Origin of the sequence: Maridesulfovibrio sp., from assembly GCF_963677005.1 — a bacterium.
In the GTDB taxonomy this organism is placed as follows: Bacteria; Desulfobacterota; Desulfovibrionia; order Desulfovibrionales; family Desulfovibrionaceae; genus Maridesulfovibrio.
The window spans coordinates 2,888,727-2,912,400 of the sequence record NZ_OY781616.1 but is presented as its reverse complement, the minus strand read 5'-3'; the positions used below and the strand labels follow the sequence as shown (position 1 = coordinate 2,912,400).

General features: G+C 52.4%; 17 protein-coding genes. 5 read left to right on the top strand and 12 right to left on the bottom strand.

What is annotated here, in order from left to right:
* Positions 1–522 carry a hypothetical protein gene (locus ACKU4E_RS12875; RefSeq protein ID WP_320171481.1) on the top strand — a complete coding sequence of 174 codons (522 nt, stop codon included), beginning with the start codon at positions 1–3 and terminating at the stop codon, positions 520–522.
* A 302-nt stretch (positions 523–824) separates the two neighbouring features.
* Positions 825–3,989 (top strand): efflux RND transporter permease subunit, encoded by a 3,165-nt coding sequence (locus tag ACKU4E_RS12870; RefSeq protein WP_320171480.1) that lies wholly within the window; start codon positions 825–827, stop codon positions 3,987–3,989.
* On the opposite strand, the gene ACKU4E_RS12865 is transcribed toward ACKU4E_RS12870, so the two are convergent.
* The 12 genes from ACKU4E_RS12865 to ACKU4E_RS12810 form a co-directional block, all read right to left on the bottom strand.
* Positions 3,979–4,971, bottom strand: a complete 993-nt coding sequence (locus ACKU4E_RS12865; RefSeq protein ID WP_320171479.1) for a glycosyltransferase family 2 protein — start codon at positions 4,969–4,971, stop codon at positions 3,979–3,981. The genes ACKU4E_RS12870 and ACKU4E_RS12865 overlap by 11 nt on opposite strands.
* Positions 4,971–5,834 carry a ChbG/HpnK family deacetylase gene (locus ACKU4E_RS12860; protein WP_320171478.1) on the bottom strand — a complete coding sequence of 288 codons (864 nt, stop codon included), beginning with the start codon at positions 5,832–5,834 and terminating at the stop codon, positions 4,971–4,973. The genes ACKU4E_RS12865 and ACKU4E_RS12860 overlap by 1 nt, the downstream gene beginning before the upstream one ends.
* A gap of 140 nt (positions 5,835–5,974) precedes the next feature.
* Positions 5,975–7,498, bottom strand: coding sequence for a murein biosynthesis integral membrane protein MurJ (murJ, locus tag ACKU4E_RS12855; protein WP_320171477.1), 1,524 nt, complete (start codon positions 7,496–7,498; stop codon positions 5,975–5,977).
* A gap of 164 nt (positions 7,499–7,662) precedes the next feature.
* The gene (locus tag ACKU4E_RS12850) at positions 7,663–8,688 is read right to left on the bottom strand and encodes an efflux RND transporter periplasmic adaptor subunit (RefSeq protein WP_320171476.1); all 1,026 of its coding nucleotides are present in this window, start codon (positions 8,686–8,688) and stop codon (positions 7,663–7,665) included.
* Complete coding sequence (locus ACKU4E_RS12845) at positions 8,672–9,271, bottom strand: TetR/AcrR family transcriptional regulator (RefSeq protein ID WP_320171475.1); 600 nt, start codon at positions 9,269–9,271, stop codon at positions 8,672–8,674. The genes ACKU4E_RS12850 and ACKU4E_RS12845 overlap by 17 nt, the downstream gene beginning before the upstream one ends.
* Positions 9,272–9,431: 160 nt before the next feature.
* Positions 9,432–10,583, bottom strand: coding sequence for a UDP-galactopyranose mutase (gene glf / locus ACKU4E_RS12840; protein ID WP_320171474.1), 1,152 nt, complete (start codon positions 10,581–10,583; stop codon positions 9,432–9,434).
* The gene (locus ACKU4E_RS12835; protein ID WP_320171473.1) at positions 10,580–11,473 is read right to left on the bottom strand and encodes an alpha/beta hydrolase; all 894 of its coding nucleotides are present in this window, start codon (positions 11,471–11,473) and stop codon (positions 10,580–10,582) included. The genes glf and ACKU4E_RS12835 overlap by 4 nt, the downstream gene beginning before the upstream one ends.
* 413 nt (positions 11,474–11,886) lie before the next feature.
* Positions 11,887–13,419, bottom strand: a complete 1,533-nt coding sequence (locus ACKU4E_RS12830; protein WP_320171472.1) for a hypothetical protein — start codon at positions 13,417–13,419, stop codon at positions 11,887–11,889.
* A 125-nt stretch (positions 13,420–13,544) separates the two neighbouring features.
* Entirely contained in the window at positions 13,545–15,344 is a 1,800-nt protein-coding gene (locus ACKU4E_RS12825) for an ATP-binding protein (protein WP_320171471.1), read from the bottom strand.
* Between the two features lie 331 nt (positions 15,345–15,675).
* Positions 15,676–16,644, bottom strand: coding sequence for a chemotaxis protein (locus ACKU4E_RS12820; protein ID WP_320171470.1), 969 nt, complete (start codon positions 16,642–16,644; stop codon positions 15,676–15,678).
* A 221-nt stretch (positions 16,645–16,865) separates the two neighbouring features.
* A complete protein-coding gene (locus ACKU4E_RS12815) occupies positions 16,866–17,954 on the bottom strand; it encodes a glycosyltransferase (RefSeq protein ID WP_320171469.1) in 1,089 nt (362 codons plus the stop codon).
* Entirely contained in the window at positions 17,948–19,600 is a 1,653-nt protein-coding gene (locus ACKU4E_RS12810; RefSeq protein ID WP_320171468.1) for a glycosyltransferase family 4 protein, read from the bottom strand. Before ACKU4E_RS12810 ends, ACKU4E_RS12815 begins: the two co-directional genes overlap by 7 nt.
* Positions 19,601–19,932: 332 nt before the next feature.
* Between ACKU4E_RS12810 and ACKU4E_RS12805 the strand changes: the two genes are divergently transcribed.
* The 3 genes from ACKU4E_RS12805 to dapF all read left to right on the top strand — a co-directional run bounded on the left by ACKU4E_RS12805 (position 19,933) and on the right by dapF (position 23,321).
* Positions 19,933–21,405: a GGDEF domain-containing protein gene (locus ACKU4E_RS12805; RefSeq protein ID WP_320171467.1), complete on the top strand. Its 1,473-nt coding sequence runs from the start codon at positions 19,933–19,935 to the stop codon at positions 21,403–21,405.
* Positions 21,406–21,718: 313 nt separating this feature from the next.
* Positions 21,719–22,399, top strand: coding sequence for a queuosine precursor transporter (locus tag ACKU4E_RS12800; protein ID WP_320171466.1), 681 nt, complete (start codon positions 21,719–21,721; stop codon positions 22,397–22,399).
* A gap of 76 nt (positions 22,400–22,475) precedes the next feature.
* Positions 22,476–23,321, top strand: coding sequence for a diaminopimelate epimerase (gene dapF / locus ACKU4E_RS12795; protein WP_320171465.1), 846 nt, complete (start codon positions 22,476–22,478; stop codon positions 23,319–23,321).
* Positions 23,322–23,674 lie beyond the last annotated feature (353 nt).

The window sequence follows — 23,674 nt, the reverse complement described above, 5'->3', positions numbered from 1 at the left end:
ATGAAAAAACCGCTTGATACCATCGACATCGAATTTGAAGTTTCGGAACAGAAAAAAAACAGTACGTATGTTTCCGGAGCCGCCAAGGATATGACCATCGGCGGGCGTGATTCCGGAAACGTGTTTATATTCTGTCTGAATGATGACCTGCGTAGATCCATTGCGGCACAGGTTGCCGAAAGGCTGGGACGGAAATGCGTTGTGGTCAACCGCAGTGACGGAAACCCGATGATCGAAAAGGTCATAGCCGAGGATAATCAGATAGTAAGCCTGCCCCGCGCGGCCGCAAAGTCCGAGAAAACCCGCAGGATTCTGCAGGATAACGGCAAGGTCATCTGCATACTTTCCGACTTTCTGAGCCTGCTTCGGGCTACAGACGGCTCCGAGGATGCTCGCGAGCAGATATCCATTATGCTCAACCGTTTTGAACCGAGCTTTTTGGAAGCAGCCCATCATGTTGTCCGCTCGGACCAGAGCGAAGAGGAAATCCTTCAGGATACCTTGCTGAAAATTTCCATATAAGCACAACCGGTCCTGTCTGCTCTTTGATAAGAAAAGTCGGGACCTCCTCATTTTTTCCTGTCATACCATCGGCTGCAGGATTTGCCTGTTTGCTGCCCATATTTTGTTGCAGTTCGAAACACCTGCCTGCTTCCGGTAGAAGCCCCCCTCCGGACCATTGCGCACTCCATGATTTTGATGCAAAGAAAGACCAAAAAGATGTGCAACTCTTGTAAGCCCATTTTGCACCAACTTCCTCTGCCCCTATCAACGCTGACATAATGAATCATCCGACAGGCAGGGCCGAGTATCAAGGAATCGTCATGAAAGGATTATTGCGCTTTACCCTCAAACAGACTGTCTTCATAAACATCATATTCGTCCTGCTCATGGTTGCCGGTGTGTTCTGCATGACCGAACTGCCGATTGAGCGCTATCCCAATGTGCACATGGGCAAGGTTGTAATCAGCGCATTTCTGCCCGGAGCATCCCCTTCCGATGTGGAAGCACTGGTAACCCAGAAGATCGAGGATGCGCTTGATGACCTTGAGGACGTTGAATATATCCGCTCCCGCTCGTTCAGGGAACATTCCAGCATCATGGTCAAGTTTCTGGACGATACGGATTATTCCAAGGGATACGATGAACTGCGCTTCAGGGTGCTGTCCATCCAGAATGACCTTCCCAGAGAGATGGACCCGCCTACGTTCACGGAAATAAACGTGAACGAGTGGCTTCCCGCCATACGGTTGTGCCTTGTGGGCGACCGGACCAACCGGGCTCTGGCCATGATGGCTGACGAAATAAAAGTCCGGTTGCGTAAGATCTCCGGGGTGAATGAAGTTGAGGTGGAGGGGGAATACACCCGTGAATTCCACGTCTCACTGGACCCCGGAAAACTCATACGGTTCAAACTCACTTTCGATGATGTGGCCAGAGCTCTTGACGACGCCAACATCTCCATTCCGGCCGGAGATTTCGATTCTTCCGAAGGCGAATACGTTATCGTGGTGGACGAGCGGCTCAGGACCCGCGAGGAGATCTCCGGGACCATAATCCGCATGGACGGAGACGGGTCATTCGTCACTGTGGGCGATGTCATGAGCGATGCCCGTGTTTCCTACCGCGACCCGCAGGTCATCACCTCCATAAACGGACACAGTGCGGTCACCCTTAAAATTGTGAAGTCTGCCGATGGGAACGCGGTCAGCATTGCCGAGGAAGTTGAAAAGGTTGCTGCGGAGTTTCGCCCGTCCCTTGAAAAGGAAGGGGTGAGCGTGGTTCTTACCAACGACCAGCGACTCCATATTGACGAGGCGCTGAATACGCTCGGCATGAACCTTTTGGTCGGGATTGTGCTTGTCTTTATCGTCATACATCTGGTCATGGGGTTCAGGAACGCCATGCTCACCACTGTGGGGGTGCCTTTCTCCTTTCTGGTGACCATGATCATCATGAAACTCACCGGCAACTCTCTAAACCAGATTACCCTGTTCTCCTTTGTGCTGGTCAGCGGGATCATTGTGGATGACGCAATTGTGGTCGTGGAGAACATTTTTCGGCATGTACAGGAGGGGAAGGGCATAAAGGATGCGGTGGTGGACGGAACAGCCGAAGTGTTCCTGCCTGTTGTCGCGGCAACGGCAACGACTGTGGCGGCCTTTCTGCCCATGCTGATCATGTCCGGGTCCACCGGTGAATTTTTTGCCCAGGTCCCGAAGGCGGTGGCATTCGCGCTTACGGCATCCCTTATTGAAAGTCTGCTGATCCTGCCGCCTCATTTTCTGGATTGGCCGGGTGCGAAAAAACTGTCCGGGAACCGTGAGAAATGTCTGCGCGACCCTGCTTTCATGCATGCCTTAAGGAGATGGACGGATAAGCTTCTTACCATGGTGATCCGGTTCCGGTTTACCTCCATGGGGATTGTTTTTGTCGCCTTTGTCGTTGCGCTGGGCATTCTCGGAGTATCTCTTTCCGGCACTCTGCCCCTGATCAAGATCAAATTCTTTCCGGACGATTACTCGCTTTACTATATTGAACTGGAAGGCCCGGTGGCCACGCCCATTGAGGTGACTTCGGACAAGTTAAAGCGCATTTCAGTTTTCATTGAAAACACCGGACCGGGCATGGCCAAATCCGCAACTGCCTTTGCCGGATTCTATCTCAATGATGATTATGAAACCGTTCACGGCAGCAACCTCGGAAATATCGTGGTGGAACTGCCCCGCAAGGACCGGCAGGCATTCGAGGATGCGCCTGTGAACGATCCCGGCAAACATCTTGAGCAGGTTCGCAACTCTCTGGATAAATTTGCGGAAGAAGGGTGGACATTCCGTGTGCGACCGGAAAAGGACGGTCCTCCGGCGGGCAAGGACATAAACATCCGCATCCTCGGCTCCGACCATCAGTCCGTACAGAAGCTTGCCGCCGCAATCATGGAATTCATCAAGGAGACCGACAAGCTCGGCCCGGAACTGGTCAATCTGGATACGGACGACGGCACTCCCAACCGTATTTTCCGCTTCAACCCCGTCAAGGAGCGGGTGGCGGAATACGGTCTGACCCCCAAGCAGGTGGCGAGACTTTCCGGTTCTGTGCTCGACGGCAGATTTGTGGGTAAATTCAGATTGTCTGATGAAGATGTGGACCTGCGGCTCAAGATTGATCCGCAGTTTCTGGTCAGCCCGGAAGAAGCCTTGAACGTCCCTGTTCTGGAGCAGGACGAAAGTCCGATCCGGCTGGGCGATCTCTGCAAGGTGTCCATCTATATGGAACCGGGCCAGTTCAACCGCTTCATGGGGCAGCGGGCGATTACCATCACCGCGAACATAAAGCACGGCTCAAGACTGTCGTCTCCGGCCGCAGTCAAGATGGTAGGCTCTTTTTATGAGAAAATACGGGGTGACTATCCCGGCGCTACCATCAACTTCTCCGGTGAATTCGAATCCACCCGGAAATCATACACCTCGTTGATCTATGCGTTCCTGATCGCCATACTCATAATCTACATGATTCTGGCCACGCAATTCCAGTCCTACGTGCAGCCGGTGATCATTCTTTCGGCGGCAGTATTCTCGCTTACCGGGGTTATTCTGGGCTCGTTTCTGTCGCAGACGGTCTTCACCATCAACAGTTTCATCGCCACCGTGGGCGTTACCGGGGTCGTGGTCAACGATTCCCTTGTGCTGCTGGACTTCATGAACAAGCTCTACAACGGCGGCATGGACCGTAAAAAAGCAATGCACGAAGGGGTTCGCATCAGGCTGCGTCCCATCCTGCTCACAACCCTGACCACAACGCTGGGACTTCTCCCTATGGCCGTGGGATTCCCTTCCTATTCGCTGGTATGGGGAACAATGGCCTCGACCTTTGTAACAGGGCTTTGTACCGCTACCTTTCTGACCCTGTTTATCATCCCTGTGGAGTGGGATCTGCTCATGGGCTTCAAGGAATGGCGCAAGTCAAAAACAGAGACGGTCAGTCAGTAGGGCTTTTGCTTTCCTGCGATACTATTTCCCGTATCTGGTAGGTCTTGGTGCCCATGACCGCTTCGTATGTGTTTGTCAGCGATTCAAGGATAAGTCCTGTGGACATGAAACCGAGTGAACTGAGGTAGAGCAGTATGCAGCCCATGAACGGCGGTCGTGTGCCCATTGCAACGTCTAGGAAAATCTTTTCGTAGAACAGCCAGAGCATTATCAGGGATGCAAGCATGAACATAAGCAGGCTGATGCGTCCGAACAGATAAATAGGCCGCTGCTTGAACGAGGACTGGAACCAGAGCATGACGATATCGAAGAGTACGTCGATGGACCTGGCCAGTCCGTAATGGCTTTTGCCGGCAAAGCGTTCCGGAGCCGAGATGGGCACTTCGGAAACGGAACCGCCCATACCGTAAACAAGCGCCGGAATAAGTCTGTGCTGTCCTTCGCGCAGGGTCATGGACCGGGCCAGTTTTCCCTTGAGCACGGAAAGACCGCCCATATCCCGGACCTGACAGCCGCTGGTGGCCCGCATCAGGTAGTTGGCGATCTTGCTGGGCAGCTTGCGCTTGATCATGGATTCTCCGCGGTTGGTGCGGCAGCCGGAAACAAGGTCGAACCCCTTGCGGATTTCATTGATCAAGGAGGGCAGTTCTTCGGGCTTGTGCTGTAAATCGCCGTCCATGATCACCACGTAACGTCCGCAGCTTTCCTGTATTCCGGCATAGATGGCCGTGCACTGTCCTCTGTTGCGGGCCAGCATCACTCCCTTGATATGCGGATCGCCTGCGGAAAGTTCCCTGATGATTTCCTCTGTGGTGTCGGTGGAGCCGTCGTTGACCAGCAGCATTTCATAGCTGGTATCCATGCCCTGCATGACCGCGCTCACCCTGCGGTGGAATTCGCGCACGCAGCCTTCTTCATTGTGCATGGGGGTTACGATACTGACCTCAATTTTCCGGCCCTGTCCCGTTTTTTCCTGCATCATCAAAAATCTCCGCTTCGCGGGGGTATCTGCCCGTAGTTTACGGGAGTTCCTCCCAATTTATCAAATATTTCAAGCCAGCCGTTATGGGCAAGGGAATCGTATTCCTCTTTCCACTGGGCCTTCACCCGCATGGGGCCGAAATCGGACGGCAAAGGGCCGTCTCCCTCGGCAGGAAGGCCGGGATGGCAGACTATTTCCACTATTTCCGGATGATATGTATTTATATACCGTTCAAACAATTCCGGTTTCAGATTCTGTTTCTGGTCCCCGATTCCCCACACGCATGATGCCGTAGAGGGCTCTTCCGGCGGAAATCCCACGGCAAGACAGAGCTGCAGAAAACGGGTTCTCAGCATGGCTTTGTCAAAACGTCCGGCGGGGGTATGCTCAAAAGGTCTGCGCATCCATTTTATGCCGTATCTGCGGGCCAGCTTGGCTGCCAGTCCATACAATCCCGGCCAGGCATGGATGTGTTTTTCACTGTCAAAATGGGTCAGCCGCACCTTGTGGTCAAGCAGGTATTCGATCTGGGCCGCCCACTCCGTTTCCACTTCGGATATCTTTATCCGCCCGGTTGTGTACCGCAGAAGCAGGGAGGTATAATTCCCGAAAAGCAGGCCGTCATCGTCCACCAGTGACGGAATATGGTCCGGGTTTGAAATGGGTTTTCCACGCAACAGATTAAGATGCGCTCCCAGCCCCAGCCCGGCATGCCTGTCCTGAAGGAGAACGGATTCGGAAAGGTCCGGCCCGTTGGCCAGCATAGTTGAGGATGTGACTACTCCGGCTTCAGCCAGACTGTCCACCGCTCGGCGCACAGCAGGATGCAGTCCCAGGTCATCCACATTGATCACAATAAGCATTATACCTCCGGTGTCAGGCCCGGCAGTCTACTGGCATGCGCCGTGAACGTAAAGAGCGTATCCATACAAATATGTAGCAACACCATCCACCTGATAATAAGGATAGATTTTACAGCCCCATATGCCGTCCGGAAAAATATTTACCCGCGTCTGCGTCGCAGTGCCCCGATAAGCATGCGTGCATCACCGGAACGCAGAAGCAGTGCTCCGGCCCCGTAGGCTGCTACCCAGACGGGAATCAGGGCAAACCACAGGATATCATAGCCTGCGGAGAACCATGCGCCGGTTCCTATGAGTGCACTGAGCAGTATGCTCTTGAACACATCTGCCCACGGCAGAGGAAATTCACCGGTCCGGCGGGCCATGACCACTGCCAGCAGGATGCTGTTAAGCATGGACGACAGGGAAACAGCCAGGGCCAGCCCGACATGGGCCATGTGCTGCATAAGCAGATAACCGGCCCCCACGTTGACCAGCAGGCAGCAGACCGCAATTTTGACCGGGGTCCGCGTATCCTCCTGAGCGTAAAAGGCGGAAACCAGCGGTCTGGACATGGCAATGAAGGGTAGACCTATGCCGTAGGCCATCAGGGCCTGTGCCGTGGCTGTAACCGCGCCGGAATCAAAGGCCCCACGCTGGAAAAGAAGGGCGATGAGCGGTCCGGCAAGGGAGATCAATCCGGCCATGGCGGGGAGGGAAATAAACAGGGTCAGACCCACGGTCTGCCTCAGGGTATTGGAAAAGTCTTTATTCTTTCCCTTTGCGCACAGGGCGGAGAGACTGGGCAGGGCCGCAGTTCCCACTGCGATGCCGAAAACGCCGAGGGGAAACTGGACCAGCCGGTCCGCATAATAAAGATAGGAAACGCTGCCCACGGGCAGAAACGAGGCCAGCAGGGTTCCGAGTGCGACGTTGATCTGGTAGACCGCCGCTCCGAGCACGGTGGGCAGCATGAGTCTGCCCATGCGCTTTACCCCCGGATTGTCCATTCCGCCCTTGCCTCGCCAGCTCAAACCCGCCCGCTTGAGGTATGGCTGCTGCAGCAGCCACTGCATGAGTCCGCCGATAAGGACACCCCAGGCCATGAACAAAGCCACGCTGTTCCCGGTAAGCCATCCGGCCAGGGCTGAACCTATCAGGGCGATGTTCAGCATGCACGGAGCCAGCGCCGGAGCCAGAAAGTGTCCGAGACTGTTCAGAATCCCCATGCACAGGGCCACTGCGCAGATAAAAATCACATAGGGAAAGCAGATTCTCACCAGTTCGACCGTCAGGGACATAAGTTCCGGGTTGCGGTCGAATCCCGGCGCGATGATCAGGACCAGTGGTTTTGCAAAAACAATCGCCAGAACGGTCAGAACTCCGAGAATGATGAGCAGCCAGGCCATGGCCGAGCGGGCCATTTCAAAAGCGGCCTGCTCCCCTTGTTCCTGCCTGACGCGGCTGAACACGGGCACAAAGGCCATGGTCAGCGAGCCTTCACCGAAAAGTCTGCGAAGCAGGTTCGGAATACGGAAAGCAACAAAAAAGGCATCCGCCGGGAGTCCTGCCCCTAACGTGAACGCAACAATAAGGTCCCTGGCGAAACCAAGAATTCTTGAAAGCAGTGTTGCGCCTGCCACAACGGACGCATTGCGTACAATCCTGCCGGACTCTGCAGTCATCTGACTCTCTCGTTATTTAAAAATATGGTTATTGCCTTAGCTCCGCAAAATTTTTGATTTAAGTGGCTGATTTCAGTGCAGCAACTTTAAACAATCAGGGACCCCAACGGGTCGCGGACCCTTCATGTAACTTGTTGTTCAAAAAGCGGATAGCGGGAAGGAGATTAGGGGATGAGCAGAAATTCCTGCCCGGCTTTGACCGCCTTGGATGAAACCCGGAGCTTTCCGTCTTTGCCGGAGCCAAGAACCAGCACCTTGACCCTCACTCCGTCAGGCCGGACGAGAAAGCTGTCGTCGTAGGCCTTGAGCACGGCTGAAGTCGGCACCAGAACAGATCCTCCCGGATCAGGCTGCTCAAGATCAAGCTCCGTGCGCAATCCGCCTCGGAATTTGAATTTACCGGAGGTTATTTCAAAATCAACCTCTACCTTGCGGGTTTCCGGATCAAAATCCGGGGAAAGCAGTTCAAGTCTTGCGTCAACGGTCTCGCCGATGTCCGGAAGTCTCAATTTTACCTTGCCGCCCATGGACTGGACTTTTTCCAGTTCTGCAATGCTGAGCGCGTAGGGAACAAGCAGGGTCTTGAAATTGCCCAGTTCGGCGGCTTTTTCGCCTTTTGTCACCCATTCTCCGGGCTCAATGTAGCGTTTTATAACTTTCCAGCCCGCAGGAGCGCGCAGGGTATACCGGCGAAGGTGCTCGCGATTTACACTTATTTTCAATTGGGTGGCCCGCAGGAGCGATTCCGCATTTTTAAGGTTGCGGATATGCAGATCCAGTTCAGACTGCGCGGCAGTACTTTTTTTTACCAATTTTTTATAGCGGTCTGCTTCCTTGCCGTAGTAGGTGACGTCGGCCTGCAGCCGGTCACGCTCGGCTATGAGCTGGTCGGTTTCCAGTTTAATGAATGTTGGATCAAGCTCTGCAAAGCGTCCGTCTTTGCCGATGGTGTCACCCATATCCGCGTAAACTCCGGTGCAGGTTGCCGACTCCTCGCTGACCAGGGTCATGCTGACTCGCGGGCGGGTGAACCCGGTCAGTGTAACCGTTCGCGAGGCAGGCAGGCACTTGAAGACAGTTGCTTTTCCGGCCATACTTTCAGGTACGTAAAATGAGCACAGGAACATCCACAGAGCCAGCAAGATGAGCGGCGGGCGGATGTGGAAAGTCGGTTCAGCTGTTTTCTTCACACTTATGCCCGATCCGCTCTATCAGCGGGGTTGTTATGAAGTCCAGTATGGCTTCCAGTTCTTCTGCAATGTCCAGTTCAGGCATAAGGCCTTTGAGTCTGCCGTTCGCCACCAGCGCAGCCAGGCCGTGAACCGATGCCCATAGAGAGGCCACGGCAACGTTAACAGATACATTGCCAAGTTCACCTGTTTCAATACATTCCCGCACTGTTTCCCTGAAATCCGTGAAATTCTTGCGCGGTTTTCCAATCCATTTGTCGGGATCGCAGAACGAAGGCACGCTGCGGTTGAACAGCAGGTCGTAATATTCGGGTTCTCTGTGGGCGTAGTCCAGATATATCCGGCCGCCTTCCTTAAGCCGTTCGAACGGGTCTTTTATTTCGGAGAGATGTTCCTGCATCCGGGCGAATTTATTCATTCCTTCGGATCTAAGCGAGAGAATAAGGTCTTCCTTGTTCTTGAAATAGCGGTAGAGAGCAGCAGGGCTGTAGTCTATCTTTGCCGCGATCTTTCTGACGGACACGTTGTCGAATCCGTCTCTGGCAAAAAGGTCTTTTGCGGCGTCCAGGATCAGACGTTTCATACGCAGGTGTTCCTGCTCTTTTTTGGTATTTGTGCTCATGGGGATTGGTTAACAGACGCAAGGTCGGTTGTAAACGCTGTTCACAGGAGTGCCGGAACTGTTCTGAAGGCTGTTTCTGGTGCGGATCACAGTCCCCCAGTCTTTTGTTAAATAAAAAATTTTATTTGCAGTTGTCGTGGCCCTGAAAAACGGCATTGCAAAGTTCCAGCGCGGCTAGCACGGCCTTGTCCATGTCGTAATACCGGTAGCAGCCGAGCCTCCCGGCAAAATGTATGTTTTCAAGTTTTGATGTTTCCTGCCGGTAAAGTTCCAGCCGCTGACGGTCCTGAGCTGTGTTTACAGGATAATACGGTTCGTCCCCCTGTTGCCATGCCTCCGGGTATTCCCTGGCAATGACGGTTTTGCCGCTTTTGTTTCCGCGTTCGGGATGCAGGTGCTGATATTCGTGCATTCTGGTAAAGGGGATGTCGATATCAGCATAGTTCATGACAGCCGTTCCCTGATAGTCGGATACGTCTTTCACCTCGTATTCAAAACGCAGCGACCTCCAGGATAGCTCCCCGTGGCGGTAATCAAAGAACCTGTCCACCGGTCCGGTATAGAATACAGTGCTTTCTTCCGGTATTTCCTTTCTGATATCAAAGAAATCTGTCTCAAGAGTAACCTCGATCAGTTCGTGATCAAGCATTTTTTCAAACAGGTCGGCATATCCGTTCCAGGGCAGGCCCTGATATCGGCAGGTGAAGTAATCGCATTCGTAGCCGTGGCGGAAGGGCAGGCGGGTGATTATTTCCGCCGGGAGCTCACGGGGGTCGCGGCCCCATTGCTTTAGCGTATAGCCCTTCACGAACGCCTCATACAACTCGCGTCCGATGAGGCTTACGGCCTTTTCCTCCAGATTCTGAGGATCGGTGATGTTTTCCCTGGAACTTTTCAGGCGAATGAATTCATCCACCTCATGGGGTTTCAGACTGATTCCGAAAAACGAGTTTATGGTCTGCAGGTTCACCGGCATGTGGTAGGTGCGCCCCTTGTACAAGGTAACCACCTTGTGGCGGTAGCTGTTGAATTCGCAGAACCGGTTAAGGAAATCCCAGACCCGTTTTTCCCCGGTATGAAACACATGTGTGCCGTAGCTGTGCACCTCAATTCCTGTCTGCGGGTCCAGTCGGCTGTGGCAGTTGCCCCCGATATGGTTGCGCCGGTCTACTATCAGCACCCGTTTCCCGGTTTCTTCGGCAATACATCGTGCCAGCGTGCATCCGGTTATGCCTGCTCCGGCGATTACGTAGGGGAAGTCGGAGTATCTCATTTCCTGCCCCGCTGGTCGAGCATGTCTTCATCGACAGCCAGAAAATTGTTTACAGTACGGGCCAGACCCTCGGGGTCCTGATACATGAGCCAGTGCCCGGCATGACGGTATCGGGCCAGCCAAGAAGCTTCGATTCCCTCGGCCAGCTCCATGCTCAGTTTTTCCGGCAGGATGTCGTCAGCGGTTCCGGAAATGATCAGGGTGTTGTTTTTCAGTTCATGAAGTTTTGAGCAGGTTCCGGGCCAGTAGGTCATGGCCTCGGCCTGGGCCGAAATTATGTCCGGATCAGTCTTTTGTGCCGGACGCGGCAGTTCGGCGAGTGCCTCGGGGTGGAGTTTGAGCCAAGCTGCGGGGAAGAAATGGCTCAGCAGTTCCTTTATGTCCATGGACATCAGTCTGCGGGTGGTATCGGCAACAGCGGTGTTGCTGCAGGATGTTCCCATCAGGATGAGTTTGTCGACCTTTTCGGGGTGGGTCAGGGCCAGTTCCTGTGCGATCAGTCCGCCCATGGACCAGCCGAGCACATGAACCTTTGTATAGCCAAGGGCTTCGGTGAGTCCTGCCGCATCTTCGGCCATGCCCTGTATGGTTATCCTCTGCTTTCCTGCGGTCGTGCTGCCCATGCCCCGGTTGTCGAAAATGATGACCGTGTGTTTTTTCGCCAGAGTCCGGATGAATTCCGCGTCCCATATGTCCATGGTTCCGGCAAAGCCCATGATCATGAGCAGCGGTTCTCCTTTCCCGAACACCCTGTATCCGAAATTGAGATCATCAACCTGTGCATGTTTGACAGGCAGCGGGGAGAGGTATTTTTCTCCACTTGGTATATTGTTCCCTGCACACCCTGTAAGCAGCAGTAAAAACAATAGAACAAAAAAATATCTGCGCATGGGGTTCCTCCACGTGTGTGATAGGGTCACCGTACCCGAGAGCTGATTTTTTTGAAAGTATATGCGGTTCAGGACTTCCATATTGCGGGTGTGCTGAGTCTTACGATAAAGTCGAAAAGATCAGACTGTTGAGAATGTGCCGGATGCAAGGCGCAAGAAAAAGCATGGAACGAAGCGCATACAGACATATGTAAGTTTCATGCTTTTTCGCAGCAATGCAGCAGATAGTGCCTTATCATCAGGCCGCCCGTATTGCGGACGGCCTGATGATAAGCTGATGATGAATTGCTGATTGTGAAGGTTTACGCTGATCAGGCGTCGGTTTTTATCAGGCTCCGGCAGGATGTTCAGGACGGTTATTCCGTCTATCCTTTGTAGGTGAAGTTAGTGCTTAAAAACGTTGGCACATCCGGTTAAGCCTTTTCATCCTCTGATTCTTCCTGCGTTGAATCCGGGTCTTCCGTGCCCTGATCATTGACAGGGGCGGGAGTTTCTTCCGGCTCCTGATCCGAGCCTTCGCCCGGTGTTGTTTCCTTTCTGTTGCCGGTGTGCACGGTTGCGAAGTGGTCGTCGATTACATCGTTCCTGATCGCGGTGATACTGAATCTGTCCCCCTTGTTTATCATGGAAACGATTCTGTTGAGAAAATCCCGTATGGATGCCGCGTGGTCCTGCTCATTCCCGGATGCAAGGTCGCAGGCCCTGCCCAGTTCCCGCAATCCGTTTACCAGCAGTTTGGCTTCCGGGTTGTCTTTGAGCCTGAAAAGGGTCGTCAGCAGCAGAACGTCAATTTTGCCCAGCCCTTCGGCCATGGCGGCGTAAATATGATGTTCTTCCGTAAGCCTGCCGTCCACAATTGCTTCGACTGTATTCAGCAGGGCGCGATCCTCGCCGGAATCGTTCCGGCAGAAGATGAGTCTCCATTGCGACCGCTGCTCTTCGGGAAGCCCGGAATCGACGATGTCCTCCATGCTCAGCCGTTCGTTGAGGTAACGCTGAAACAGCTCCCTACCTGCGGAGTTGATGCGCTCCGTTTCGGTTTTTTCCTGCTGCTGCCTTCTGCACACGCGATCGGCCAGTATCATTTCGGCAAGCTCATCACGCATTTTTTCATCAGCGATGTCGTCCAGTTCGGCCTTGAGCAGCTCGCCTTCAAATTCACGCAGGGTATTGAACTCCATCTTGAGGCTCTGGTTTCTGGCCATTGGCTCGAACCTGTCGTAGAGCAGCGCGTATTCTTTTTCATCCATCCGGTCTTTCCAGCCTTCAAGCACAATCACTGCTGTAATAGGGTCCCCGGCTGCGATTGATTCCAGCGCGCCGGCATACATGGCCTGCCTTGCCTCGTTGAGTCTGGCTGTCAGCAGTTTCGGGTTGCTGCCCCGGTACAGGCGGGTTACGGCTCCTTCAAGCAGTTGTTCTCCGTGCGTCAGGGATGCGGCGTCCGGGCAGATGTTTACGGCTTTCAGTATGGAATCGATGGTCTGAGCCGCGGTGGCGTCCTTCCATTTACAGTACTCCCGGCTTTGATGGCGGGCAACGGCGTCCACTGCCGTACGCCTGCGCGAAGCCAGAATATCCATGAAAAGTTTCCTGCTCTGGTCATCCGGGAGTTCATCGCGCAGCCTGCCTCCCTGTTCGCTGAAGTAGTCGTTTACTTCGAATACGGCCGATTGTGCCGCTCCGGCCTCGCGCAGCATGACCCCCTTTCCCGGAGCGGTGAGCATTTCCTGCAACCCGGACTCAAAGCGGTTGTATGCATCAAGTACCCGGATGTCTCTTTCTTCTGCTTCGCGGTCTCTTGCTCTTTGCAGCAATTCCGGATTTATTCTGTACTTTGCGAGCCGTTCAATCGCCGGGCTTGTCTTGCTGCCGAACATGCCGGATTCACTCCCGGTTCCTGTAATACCGTATGAATCCGTATCCGTTTCTGTCGGGATTCTCATTTTCTGTCTCCTTTTGTGTGTTTATCGATCTATAAAACATCTGAAACGGAGACAGAGTATCAGGCAGGGGGGACAGGAGTAATTTTGCTCGTGTCCCTTTGTCTGTTTAATTGCAGGCAGAAGAATCAGACGGACAAATCCCCGGAGTCTTCCACAAGCGGAATGGTGAAGATAAAGGCGGTGCCTTTCTGAATACCTTCCGGCGGACTCTGCACACTGATTGTTCCTCCGTGGTTGGATACGATGTGGCGGGAAATGGCCAGTCCCAGCCCGGTGGAACCGAACTCGTTCCGGCGGAATTTTTCCACGGAGTAAAACCTTTCGAAAATACGGGGCTGGTCTGCGGCAGGAATGCCAAGTCCCTCGTCCCGCACAATCACTTTGAGCATTTCACCTTCAACCGCATGTTCCACCGCTACGGGTTTATCTTCCGGTCCGTACTTGATTGCGTTTTCAAGCAGGTTGCGGAAAAGCTGCATGAGCTGATCCGGGTCCGCATGGACGGTGAAATGTTCCGGTTCAAGGTCCGTTACCATCTGGACGTTTCTTTGTTCCGCAAGTGCGGAGCAGGCCTGCCATGCGTTTTTCAGCGTTTCGGCCGGGTCCGTATAGATGAATTTGCTGATGTCCCGTCCTCCCTCAAGGCGCGAGAGATTAAGCAGGTCATCCACAATCTTGCACATATGGTTGGCGTTTTTTTCAATGGTGCCCAGAAAGCTGTTGCGGATGGATCCCGGCGGGGGCGGGGAGGATAGCAGGGTTTCCGCGTATCCCTTGATGGAGGTCAGCGGTGTGCGCAGTTCGTGGGAGACATTGGCCACGAAGTCCCGGCGGACGGTTTCCAGCCGTTTGATTTTGCTGATGTCGTGAAACACGGCAATGGCTCCGGGACCCTGCCCCGGTTCGACCGTGTGCGGTGAGCGGACTATGTTGATGTCATAGACTCGCCCGTCCTGTAATTTCAGCTGCACCGTCCGGGCATCAGGCCCTTCAGGATCAGTAAGTTCCCGGCAGGAGTCCTGCAGATCGGGGCAGGGTATCACCTCAAGGGGATTGCGGCCGATACCGTTCTGTACGCCGGGAAAAATCTCCTGCAGCGCCCTGTTGACGCTTTGGATGCGGCAGTTGCCGTCCATAACCATTACCCCGTCCCACATGCCGTTCAGCACGGCCTGAAGTTTGTTTTTCTGGCTGGTAATGATGCCCACGTGTTCATCAATGCGTTCAGCCATCCAGTTGATGGCTTCGGCGAGAGGGATGAATTCCTTGTCCGGGAAATTTCTGATGCGGCGTTTGTAATTACCCTGCCCCACAGCCTCGGCCGTTCTGACCATGGACTCCACAGAAGTGCTCAGGTGCAGGGTTACAAAGCGGATAACTGCGTAGCAGACCAGAGCCACGATGGGCAGGGCCCAGAAAAACACCTTGCGGATCGTGCCCATTCTTTCCCCCAGCCCGGCTAGGGATTCCTTCATGACCAGAAAACCGGAATCACGCCCCTGAACGTCTCCAAGCCTGATGGCGGCGTAAAGGGTTCTATGATCATAGCCCGGATTTTCGCGTATCTCGAACCCCAGCCCGTCGGCCTTTGCCTGGCGTAATTCGGAACTGTCCGCATGCCACGGTTCCTCGGACCGGGCCGATGGTGATGTGATTTGTCCGCCCTGAGAAACATAAGCCATTTCCCTGCCTAACAGTCTGGATACCTCGGCTATCCTCAACGCAGGTTTTTCCGAATCAGATTTAAAGTAGATGCGCCTTGCCAGTTCAAGCTTTTCCTGGGCCATCATTCTGGTATCGGCGGCAAGGTCGGCTTTGAGGATATAGTATGCAAATCCTAGCGGGAGACTCACGCACAGGGCGGCACTAAGACACACTGCGGCAAAGAGCTTTGTTTTTATGGAAAAACTTGCGTTGTTAGTCATGGTCATTCTGTCCGGCGCAGGCTGTTCGTCAGCAAGTGGTACGCACCGAATTTATTGTTGTCGGTTGTTGAAAATGCGTGGGATATTATCCATGTGCGCTTTGTTACAGGGTATTCATTCTAAAACACGGAAAGTTGAAGATGAATACGTTCAGGTTACGATTGTGTGTTCATAGAATTACGACTGACAAATGAGCTTTGAAATGACAGAGGCAGGTAGGTGGCCCGGCTGGCAGGAATAAAGCGCATGGAGTTAATGAAATCCGGCAGGCAAAAAAAATCCCGGCAGAGATGCTCTCTGCCGGGACAGTCGTTGCTTTAGGAAGGGGGTCTTATTCCTGATGTTGCGTAGATTCGATCAGTTTGAACACGCGCTCCGCGAGCTGGTTGATTTCAGCCTTGGAAATCTGATCGTCCGCTCCGACCGATTCTCCTTTGTGATAAAGGGTGTCGGTAATAATGGAGGAACAGAGCAGGACCGGAAGATGGCGCAATTCCGGATCATCCTTGATGCGTTTGGTCAGGTTGTGTCCGTCCATGACCGGCATTTCAATATCGGTAACCACGATGTCCACGAAGTCGTCGATGGTCTTGCCTTCGTTGGCTGCCCTTGTCCGCCATTCAGTCAGTTTGTCCCAGGCGGCCTTGCCGTTGTGAGTCCTTGTAACCCGGAATCCGGCGTCTTCAAGCATCTGCCCGATCATCCGGCGGATCATGGTGGAGTCATCGGCTATAAGAGCCTTGAGTTGTCTTTTTTCAATTTTATTGATGAGATCTGCTTCCGGTACGTCTGTAATATCCATGCCCGGATTGAGGTCTGCGACAATCTTTTCAAGGTCCAGCAGAAAGACAATGCGTCCTTCAAGCTTTACCACACCGGTAATAGAGTTGGCCGTGAGCGATGAAACCTGCTTGCTGGGCGCTTCCACCTGTTCCCAACTGATGCGGTGGATTCTGGTGACACCCGAAACCAGGAAGGCGGTAGATATCTTATTGAATTCAGTTACGATAACCTTAGGGGCTTCGTTTTCAATCCGGCTTTTTCCGACTCTGCGGCTGAGGTCGATCAAAGGGATAATCTCGGATCTGAGGTCGAAAGCTCCGAGGACAGCATCGTTTGCCGCATCGGGCATGTCTGTAAGTTCCGGAAGTCTGATAATTTCAACAACCTTGGCCACGTTGATACCGTAGAAACTTCTGCGGCTGGATTCTCCGTGGACAGTGTCCATTTCATCAATATAAAATTCAACTATTTCAAGTTCATTTGTTCCGGATTCAAGAAGAATATTGGTTTGGGCCATTCTCATCCCCCCCTGTATAATAACGAGTCATACCGGCATTAAAGTTATTGTACGGCTGTCGCTTATGTTAGATATTAGCTTGAAACGATTGAATGTGAAAGATATTTTTCAGCATTATAATCGAATTCGAGTCTGCATTTCCAGTGTAAACTGAAAAAAAGTCAATACGGATCACGTCAGTTTTTCTAAAAAACACAAAAAAATAACACTGGATGTTACAATCAGGTCTGTTTTTCGTAAAGTTTGACGTAGTCATTCAGCATCCTTTCGCTGCTGAACCTTTTTTTTCCGGAATAAAATCCGTTCATTCCCAAACCGGTTGCCAGATGACGGTTTAAAAGAAGTTCACAGACAGTCCCGGCAAACAGTTCTTTATTTCCGGGAGGCACAAGAATGCCATTACTGCCGGTTGTTATCTGCTCCGGGACTCCGCCGACTTCATAGCTCACAGCAGGAAGGCCGTTGGCCATGGCTTCAAGCACCACCAGCGGGTGATTATCCGCCAGAGTAGGGTAGGCCAGAACATCCGCGGCCAGCATTAACCTGTTCAGAACAGTGCGGTCCACATAGGGAATGCTGATGAAGTCACCTTCTCTGCTGTTTGTTTTTCCGCCGACTGCGAAAGCGATTGCATCGGGAACGTTCTTCTTGATCATGGTCCAGAATGTTTCCCATTGCGGGCCGGACTTGTAGACTGCTTCCTTTCCTCCGTGGGCAACGAAAAGAACGGATTTGGATGCCGGATGCAGGCCGATTGATTCACGGGCGGCCTTTTTGTTGCCGGGCTGCTCCGGCCATGGAATGCCGTTGGGAATAATTCTGGCTTTGAGCCCTGCATGAGCTTTACGCACGATTGATGCCAGCCATTTTGAAGGGGAAACAAGTTCTGCGCCGCTTTCTGTTATTGCGGCGATGTTTCTGCGCCGTACGTTTTCGGAGTCCGGATAGTTTCTGGGACACGGGTTTCGGCATTGCTGATCAAAGCGGGGGCAGTCCAGCGGGTTAATGCATCCTCCGGTGATCATTTTTGTGTCGTGCAGAGTGATTATTATTCGGCACGATTGCGGCAGGGCTTTTATGAATTCCGCAGGGTCTGCCGAAGAATGCAGGTGGACGATTGAATGCTCCGGTATTCTTGATGCTGCTTCGGCCGGACCGAGCAGGGGATCTTCCGGATTCTCCGATGCTTCGAAACTGTACAGGGCGGGAATGTCCCGGTCCCTTAATCCTTCATGGATCAGTTGTGCTATCCTGGCTGCTCCTCCGCTTTTTGCCAGGGCGGTGTGCTGGACTATCAGTCCTTTCAGCATGCCTTTTCCAGAATGTCGTGCTTGATGCTCCACAGGATGTGGAAGCGGATTTCATCGTCGGAGAGGTTCGGAGCCAGGGTTCTGATTTTGCCTTCCAGATCCTTGGCGCGGATCGGCTTGCGGGCAAAGAATGCCATCTTGCGGATGATTTCCTGTTCCAGAATTCGTTCCAGTCCGCGGTAGATAAGAGGGAACTCCCTGCCGTGGTATATTGCCCGGCCCGTCATGCCCGTGACGACGCTTGTGTCCGGACCAAGGGTGGACGTGGTATAGTGGGCAAAGGTTTCCCCGAACCGCACCTGTGCCGGGTGCAGCAGCTTACGCAGCGATTCCCTGTCCACCGGAGCGGTATTCAGTTCCTCCCACAATTTTACGTGCTGCAGTATGACCTGTTTCCAGGTAAACATGCTGTGTACTCTTTCTGCACCGGCGCGGCCCATATCCTCCCTTAGTGCCGGGTTGGAAATGAGTTCCTGCAGGGCTGCGGCCAGTTTGGGGGTCAGAATTGCCGTCTGCTGAGCCATAATCAGATGATACTGGTTGTCGAAGCATAGCTGCGCCATGGGGTCGAGGTCCGCAGTGGCAGGGGTGCCGATTGTCTCGATCAGGAAACCGGTTTTCCCGTCAACAATGAGGTCCCGGTAACCGTCATATTCGGAGGCGACAACCGGCAGGCCCATGGCTCCGGCTTCAAGTATGGTCAGGCCGAAAGTCTCCTGCGGATTGTCGGAGATGGAAACAAATATATCCGCCGCCCGGTAAAGGGACAGTTTGATCTTGTCAGAAGGTCTGGCGATTATGACCAGTTCCAGCCCCATGTTTTTTGCGAGCTGGGTCAGTGTGCCGGGGAAGTCGTCATCATCGTCAATCCAGCCGGCCAGAACCAGCCGGACCTTGTCGCGGTCCGTTCCTGCGGCAAAAAGTTTCTGCATGGCCCGCAACAGGGGGATCAGGTCCATCTTGGAGTAGTGGGCTATGCGGCCGAAAACCAGAATGTTGACCCTGTCTCCGCCGAGTCCCAGTTCCTCTGCGGCAAGTTTCTTTTCCGCTGTCTCCGGGGGAGTGAACGGTCCCGGATTTATACCCAGCGGAATCTTCCTTATCTGCGGCGAGGGAAATTCCTTTTCATCAAGCCCGTAACCTTCCCGCAGGTGGGCAAGGTAATTTTCAACAACCTTTGCTCCGGGGCCTGAAGTGGCAACTATGCAGTCCCGTTCCGTGGTTCCCTTCCATAAATAATTAAGGAAGCAGGACCCGTAATTGGCGTAGCTGAGGGAGTGCGTGGTTCCGGTAACGGGAAATATGTTTGCCGCGTACATGTTCCTGAGTCTTGCAAGGTGGGGCGGGTAGACAATGCAGTCGGACTGGTGGAAACAGAAATATTCTGTGCTGCCGATTGCGGCAGGCAGGTCCCGGCGGTCCATTATTTTGACTCTTCCCGAGTTTTCCAGAGCGGGAAAATTGCGCTCCAGAAAATCCTGAAGACCTTTGCGTATTCCTCCTCCGGAAAGGAAAAAGTGGTACTCATCAAAGGGGTTTGCGTTAAGCAATCCACTAAGAAATCCTATGTTGGCCACTTTGCGGCCGAGAATGGGCCCGGTCTCGTAAAAGGGGTCCAAAGTTCCCCATATTCTTTGAGTTTCCATAGGCAATTACAATCCATATATATATGGGTCTTGTCAAAGGATTTATTTTCCGCTCCCGTTTTTCCCGGTGGCGGAAATCCGGCACTAATTTCCTGTTATTTGATATATCTTTATTTTCAGTCGGGTCGGCAGGGAATTCTGCTCTTTCCTGTCTTCATAACGTTTACAGTCGGTCCGGTGTAGAACAGCTTTGTTTTACAGGATAAAATTTTATGGCCTGAACCGATCTCGGAAGGGCGATGTCCTGTTTTAAATTTTGTGGTCCTCATTTTGCAATATAGCTGGTGGAATACTATTTCTGACAGCTTAAAAGGCAAACAAGGAGACCCTAAATGAAGAGAGGAAGCAGGCCGGAACTGCTTTGGGGGTTCGGTCTTAACAGTATCGAAGCCGGAAAGATTGAGGATTCACTCGGTCCCGGATTCTATCTGCGCAATTTTTCGGAGAGAGCCCTGCCAGGGGAAAAGGAACTCAAAAACCAGGAGAAGCCAGCAGCTACCTGGATTCCGCAGCGTGTGTGGGATCTTCTCCCTGAGTCGCGCCGTGTTGAATATCGTAACCTTGACTCAACCCAGCGGATTCTCATTCAGGAAGACAAGGACAACGTTGATCTGGAAAAGGTTCTTGAAGAAGGATTTCTGGCAGTAGTAAGCACCCCGCTGACCAGTTCCAAGGTTCAGGACGCACTTTTTCGGGCAAAAGAGATATCCGGTCTTTACGGTGACCTGTACCGTATGACTGAAGAGATAATCCTTGAAAGGGAACTGCTGAGTCGTAAAACCGAACAGCTTATTTTCCTTAACACCGTGCTTTCCAATGCCACAGAACGCCTTGAAGTGTCCGATATTCTGGCGCAGGCGGGTGAAGATCTGAAGATGCTTCTGCCGGTTCTTTCGGTTCAGGGGGCATTCTGGAATGTTCTTGAGGGCGGAAAGGATATTGAAACGGAAATTTTTCTAAGCCAGGGACTGCTGCCCGAGGTACAGTCGGAATGGATTGATTTCATGATTGAGAATGTGAAGACCCTCAGCAAGGCCGAAGTGTTCGGATACAATGTGTCCGAGGTCGGCATTGTCGGGGAAAACCGCATGGCCTACAGCCCCTCGGCCGGGAGAGTTCTTGCTCTTCCTCTTGCTGCCCGCGGGGACAAGTTCGGCTGCCTGGTCATTCTTTGCGACAGCAAGGTCAGACTGGCCAAGGACCAGGTTTCCACTCTCAATGCCGCGGTCAATCATCTTTCCCTGGCCCTGAGCAATGCCCTGATGTTCAGCAAGATCAGGACCCGTGCAGACCGTGACGGGTTGACTCGTGTGTTCAACCGCCGCAGTTTCGATGAGAGGCTGGTCGAGGAATTCAAGCGCCATCAACGCTTGAATACCGATCTGTCCCTGCTTATGGTCGATCTGGATTTTTTCAAGAACATCAACGATACCTACGGCCATATGGCCGGGGATATGGTCCTTGAACGGGTGGCAAGGCTTTTTGAATGCACATTCCGTTCAACGGACTTCATTGCCCGCTACGGAGGCGAGGAATTTGTCATCCTTCTTCCGCACACAACAGAAGACAATGCCGGAATGCTGGCTGAAAAGATCAGAAAGATAATTGCCGAAACTACCATGACCTACAATGACAAGAGTTTCAGCGTAACTGCCAGTATCGGAGTTACCTCCATAAGGCCTGGCAGCCTTGATAAGGATAATGAAATTATCAGCAAGGCCGATGAAGCTCTCTACGAAGCCAAAAGGCAGGGGCGTAACCGGGTCGTGGTGACTCCGGCAAAACCTCAGCTTAGGATTATCTGACGATCTCCTCCGGTCTTGAGCTGTCAGAACGGCCGGAGATAACGGTTTACCAGCCGGAAGATTGCAGGCGCTAAAGGCTGTTGATAAACCACCACTTGCAATGTTACCGTCAAAACGGTCGGAACTTACGTGCACACAGTGCGTTTAGTTCCGGCCGTTTTCTTGTGGTTTTGCCAATTTCCCTTCCGGTTATGATTTTGTCCGTGCAGTTCGGACGATTTACCTGCCGCAAGGCTTTACGCTAACGCTTATTTTTTACGGAACCGGAGTCTGTTGTTCAACCTTTTGTCGACTCCGGGCCGGAGGCTTGTTAATGAATGAATTGCTATGGTTCGGATTTGCCCTGCTGGATTTGAGCCTTGTTCTGATTTTGTATCGTTTTTTCGGGAAGACCGGTCTTTACGGACTTATTGTTTTCAACCTGATCCTGTGCAACGTACAGGTGCTCAAAACAATAGAGCTTTTCGGGCTGACCACTACCCTTGGAAATATTCTGTATGCCAGTGTTTTTCTTTCCACGGATATGCTCAGTGAATTTCACGGTAAGAAAGAGGCTCAGAAGGCTGTTTATCTGGGTTTTGTCATCTTGCTGATGGCCGTTGTCTACATGCAGCTGGCTCTGAAGTTCGTACCTGCTCCCGATGATTTCGCCCAGCCTCATCTGGAGGTCATATTCGGATTTCTTCCGAGGATCGCCCTGGGCAGCCTTTGCGCGTACCTTGTTTCCCAGTTGCACGATGTTTATGTTTTTCACCTGCTCAAGGACAAGTTCGGCGAACGCCGTCTCTGGCTGCGCAACAACGCCTCAACCCTGCTGAGCCAGCTGCTTGATTCCTCGGTTTTCTGCTTTGTCGCGCTGTGGGGGGTGTTCCCGTTTGATGTCTGGCTTGAGATTCTTCTGACCACGTACCTCTTCAAGGTAATCGTGGCGGTTATGGATACTCCTTTCCTGTATATGGCCCGGCGCATCCACGCCCGTGTTTACGGTGCCTGATCCGGAAAACTTGACTAAGAGTTCATGGTGATCAATAATTAATGTTCATCACTTATGAATTAATGGAGAGATTTTTATGAGCAAAATGTTTGGAAAATCCATTCCTTTTTATAAAATGCAGGGCTGCGGTAACGATTTCGTGATTATCGATAATCGGGAACTCGGTGTTTCTGTTTCGGAAATGCCCCGCTGGGCGCAGAAATTGTGCCAGAGAGCCTTCGGCATTTACGCCGACGGACTGCTTTTCATTGAAAATGCCCCGGAAGGTTCAGACCTTGATTTTGTCTGGCAGTTCTACAACTCGGACGGTTCGCGTGCGGAAATGTGCGGTAACGCTTCCCGGTGTGTGGGCAGGCTCGCCCATGCCATCGGCATAGCCGGGGAAGAGCACGTTTTCGGTTCTGATGCCGGACCTATTCGGGTCAGGGTTTTTCCGGAATTCGAAGAAGTGAAGGTTCAGCTTACGGACCCCACGGACGTCGCCCTCAAACAGACTCTTGAGGTTGACGGTGAAACATACGAATACCACTTTGCTAATACCGGCGTTCCACATGCCGTCATTCAGGTTGCCGATGTAAAGGATGTCGACATCAAAAAGCTCGGCAGCGCGGTCCGTTACCATGAAAAATTCGCTCCTGCCGGCACCAACGTCAACTTCGTACAGATTGACGACAACGACAGTCTGATTGTCCGGACTTACGAACGCGGGGTAGAGGATGAAACCTATGCCTGCGGAACCGGCGTAAGCGCTGTTCAGGTCACTCTGAACCGGTTGGGGCTGACGGATGCTGCCGTGCGGATACGGACATCGGGCGGTGAGATTCTTAAAGTGATCATCGAGGGTACCAGCGTCTTCCTGCAGGGAGGAGCGGAACTTACCTTCGCCGGAAATGCTTATCTGGAATCTTTAGGCCTTGATTAACTGATCAATTCTGTTTTTGTGACTTGAAGGCACTGTTTTAAGAACAGTGCCTTTTTTTGATTTGCTATTTCATACCTTGACATCTCAGAATAGTATTGAGTAAATCAATCCTTGCAAGGTTATTGGATTAGCTGTATAGCCTTTTCCGCGCCCTCTTAGTGATTTGATGGATAACTAAATTTCTTGCAGAACAGTAAAATTTCTTGCCAGCTGAGAAAAACAAACCTGTTGATGAAAATGTTATTTTTGTATCACACTAAATTTATTTATTAAAGTTTAGCTATGTTATTACCTCGTAAATTGGCATGAATATAGCTACGTTTTCAAGACACTAAATAATCTAAAAATAACGA

What these genes read in the sequence shown, in the direction of transcription:
- ACKU4E_RS12875 (WP_320171481.1), top strand. Translation starts at nt 1, where the DNA reads ATGAAAAAACCGCTTGATACCATCGACATCGAATTTGAAGTTTCGGAA.
- ACKU4E_RS12870 (WP_320171480.1), top strand. Translation starts at nt 825, where the DNA reads ATGAAAGGATTATTGCGCTTTACCCTCAAACAGACTGTCTTCATAAAC.
- ACKU4E_RS12865 (WP_320171479.1), bottom strand. Translation starts at nt 4,971, where the DNA reads ATGATGCAGGAAAAAACGGGACAGGGCCGGAAAATTGAGGTCAGTATC.
- ACKU4E_RS12860 (WP_320171478.1), bottom strand. Translation starts at nt 5,834, where the DNA reads ATGCTTATTGTGATCAATGTGGATGACCTGGGACTGCATCCTGCTGTG.
- murJ (WP_320171477.1), bottom strand. Translation starts at nt 7,498, where the DNA reads ATGACTGCAGAGTCCGGCAGGATTGTACGCAATGCGTCCGTTGTGGCA.
- ACKU4E_RS12845 (WP_320171475.1), bottom strand. Translation starts at nt 9,271, where the DNA reads ATGAAACGTCTGATCCTGGACGCCGCAAAAGACCTTTTTGCCAGAGAC.
- glf (WP_320171474.1), bottom strand. Translation starts at nt 10,583, where the DNA reads ATGAGATACTCCGACTTCCCCTACGTAATCGCCGGAGCAGGCATAACC.
- ACKU4E_RS12835 (WP_320171473.1), bottom strand. Translation starts at nt 11,473, where the DNA reads ATGCGCAGATATTTTTTTGTTCTATTGTTTTTACTGCTGCTTACAGGG.
- ACKU4E_RS12830 (WP_320171472.1), bottom strand. Translation starts at nt 13,419, where the DNA reads ATGAGAATCCCGACAGAAACGGATACGGATTCATACGGTATTACAGGA.
- ACKU4E_RS12825 (WP_320171471.1), bottom strand. Translation starts at nt 15,344, where the DNA reads ATGACTAACAACGCAAGTTTTTCCATAAAAACAAAGCTCTTTGCCGCA.
- ACKU4E_RS12820 (WP_320171470.1), bottom strand. Translation starts at nt 16,644, where the DNA reads ATGGCCCAAACCAATATTCTTCTTGAATCCGGAACAAATGAACTTGAA.
- ACKU4E_RS12815 (WP_320171469.1), bottom strand. Translation starts at nt 17,954, where the DNA reads ATGCTGAAAGGACTGATAGTCCAGCACACCGCCCTGGCAAAAAGCGGA.
- ACKU4E_RS12810 (WP_320171468.1), bottom strand. Translation starts at nt 19,600, where the DNA reads ATGGAAACTCAAAGAATATGGGGAACTTTGGACCCCTTTTACGAGACC.
- ACKU4E_RS12805 (WP_320171467.1), top strand. Translation starts at nt 19,933, where the DNA reads ATGAAGAGAGGAAGCAGGCCGGAACTGCTTTGGGGGTTCGGTCTTAAC.
- ACKU4E_RS12800 (WP_320171466.1), top strand. Translation starts at nt 21,719, where the DNA reads ATGAATGAATTGCTATGGTTCGGATTTGCCCTGCTGGATTTGAGCCTT.
- dapF (WP_320171465.1), top strand. Translation starts at nt 22,476, where the DNA reads ATGAGCAAAATGTTTGGAAAATCCATTCCTTTTTATAAAATGCAGGGC.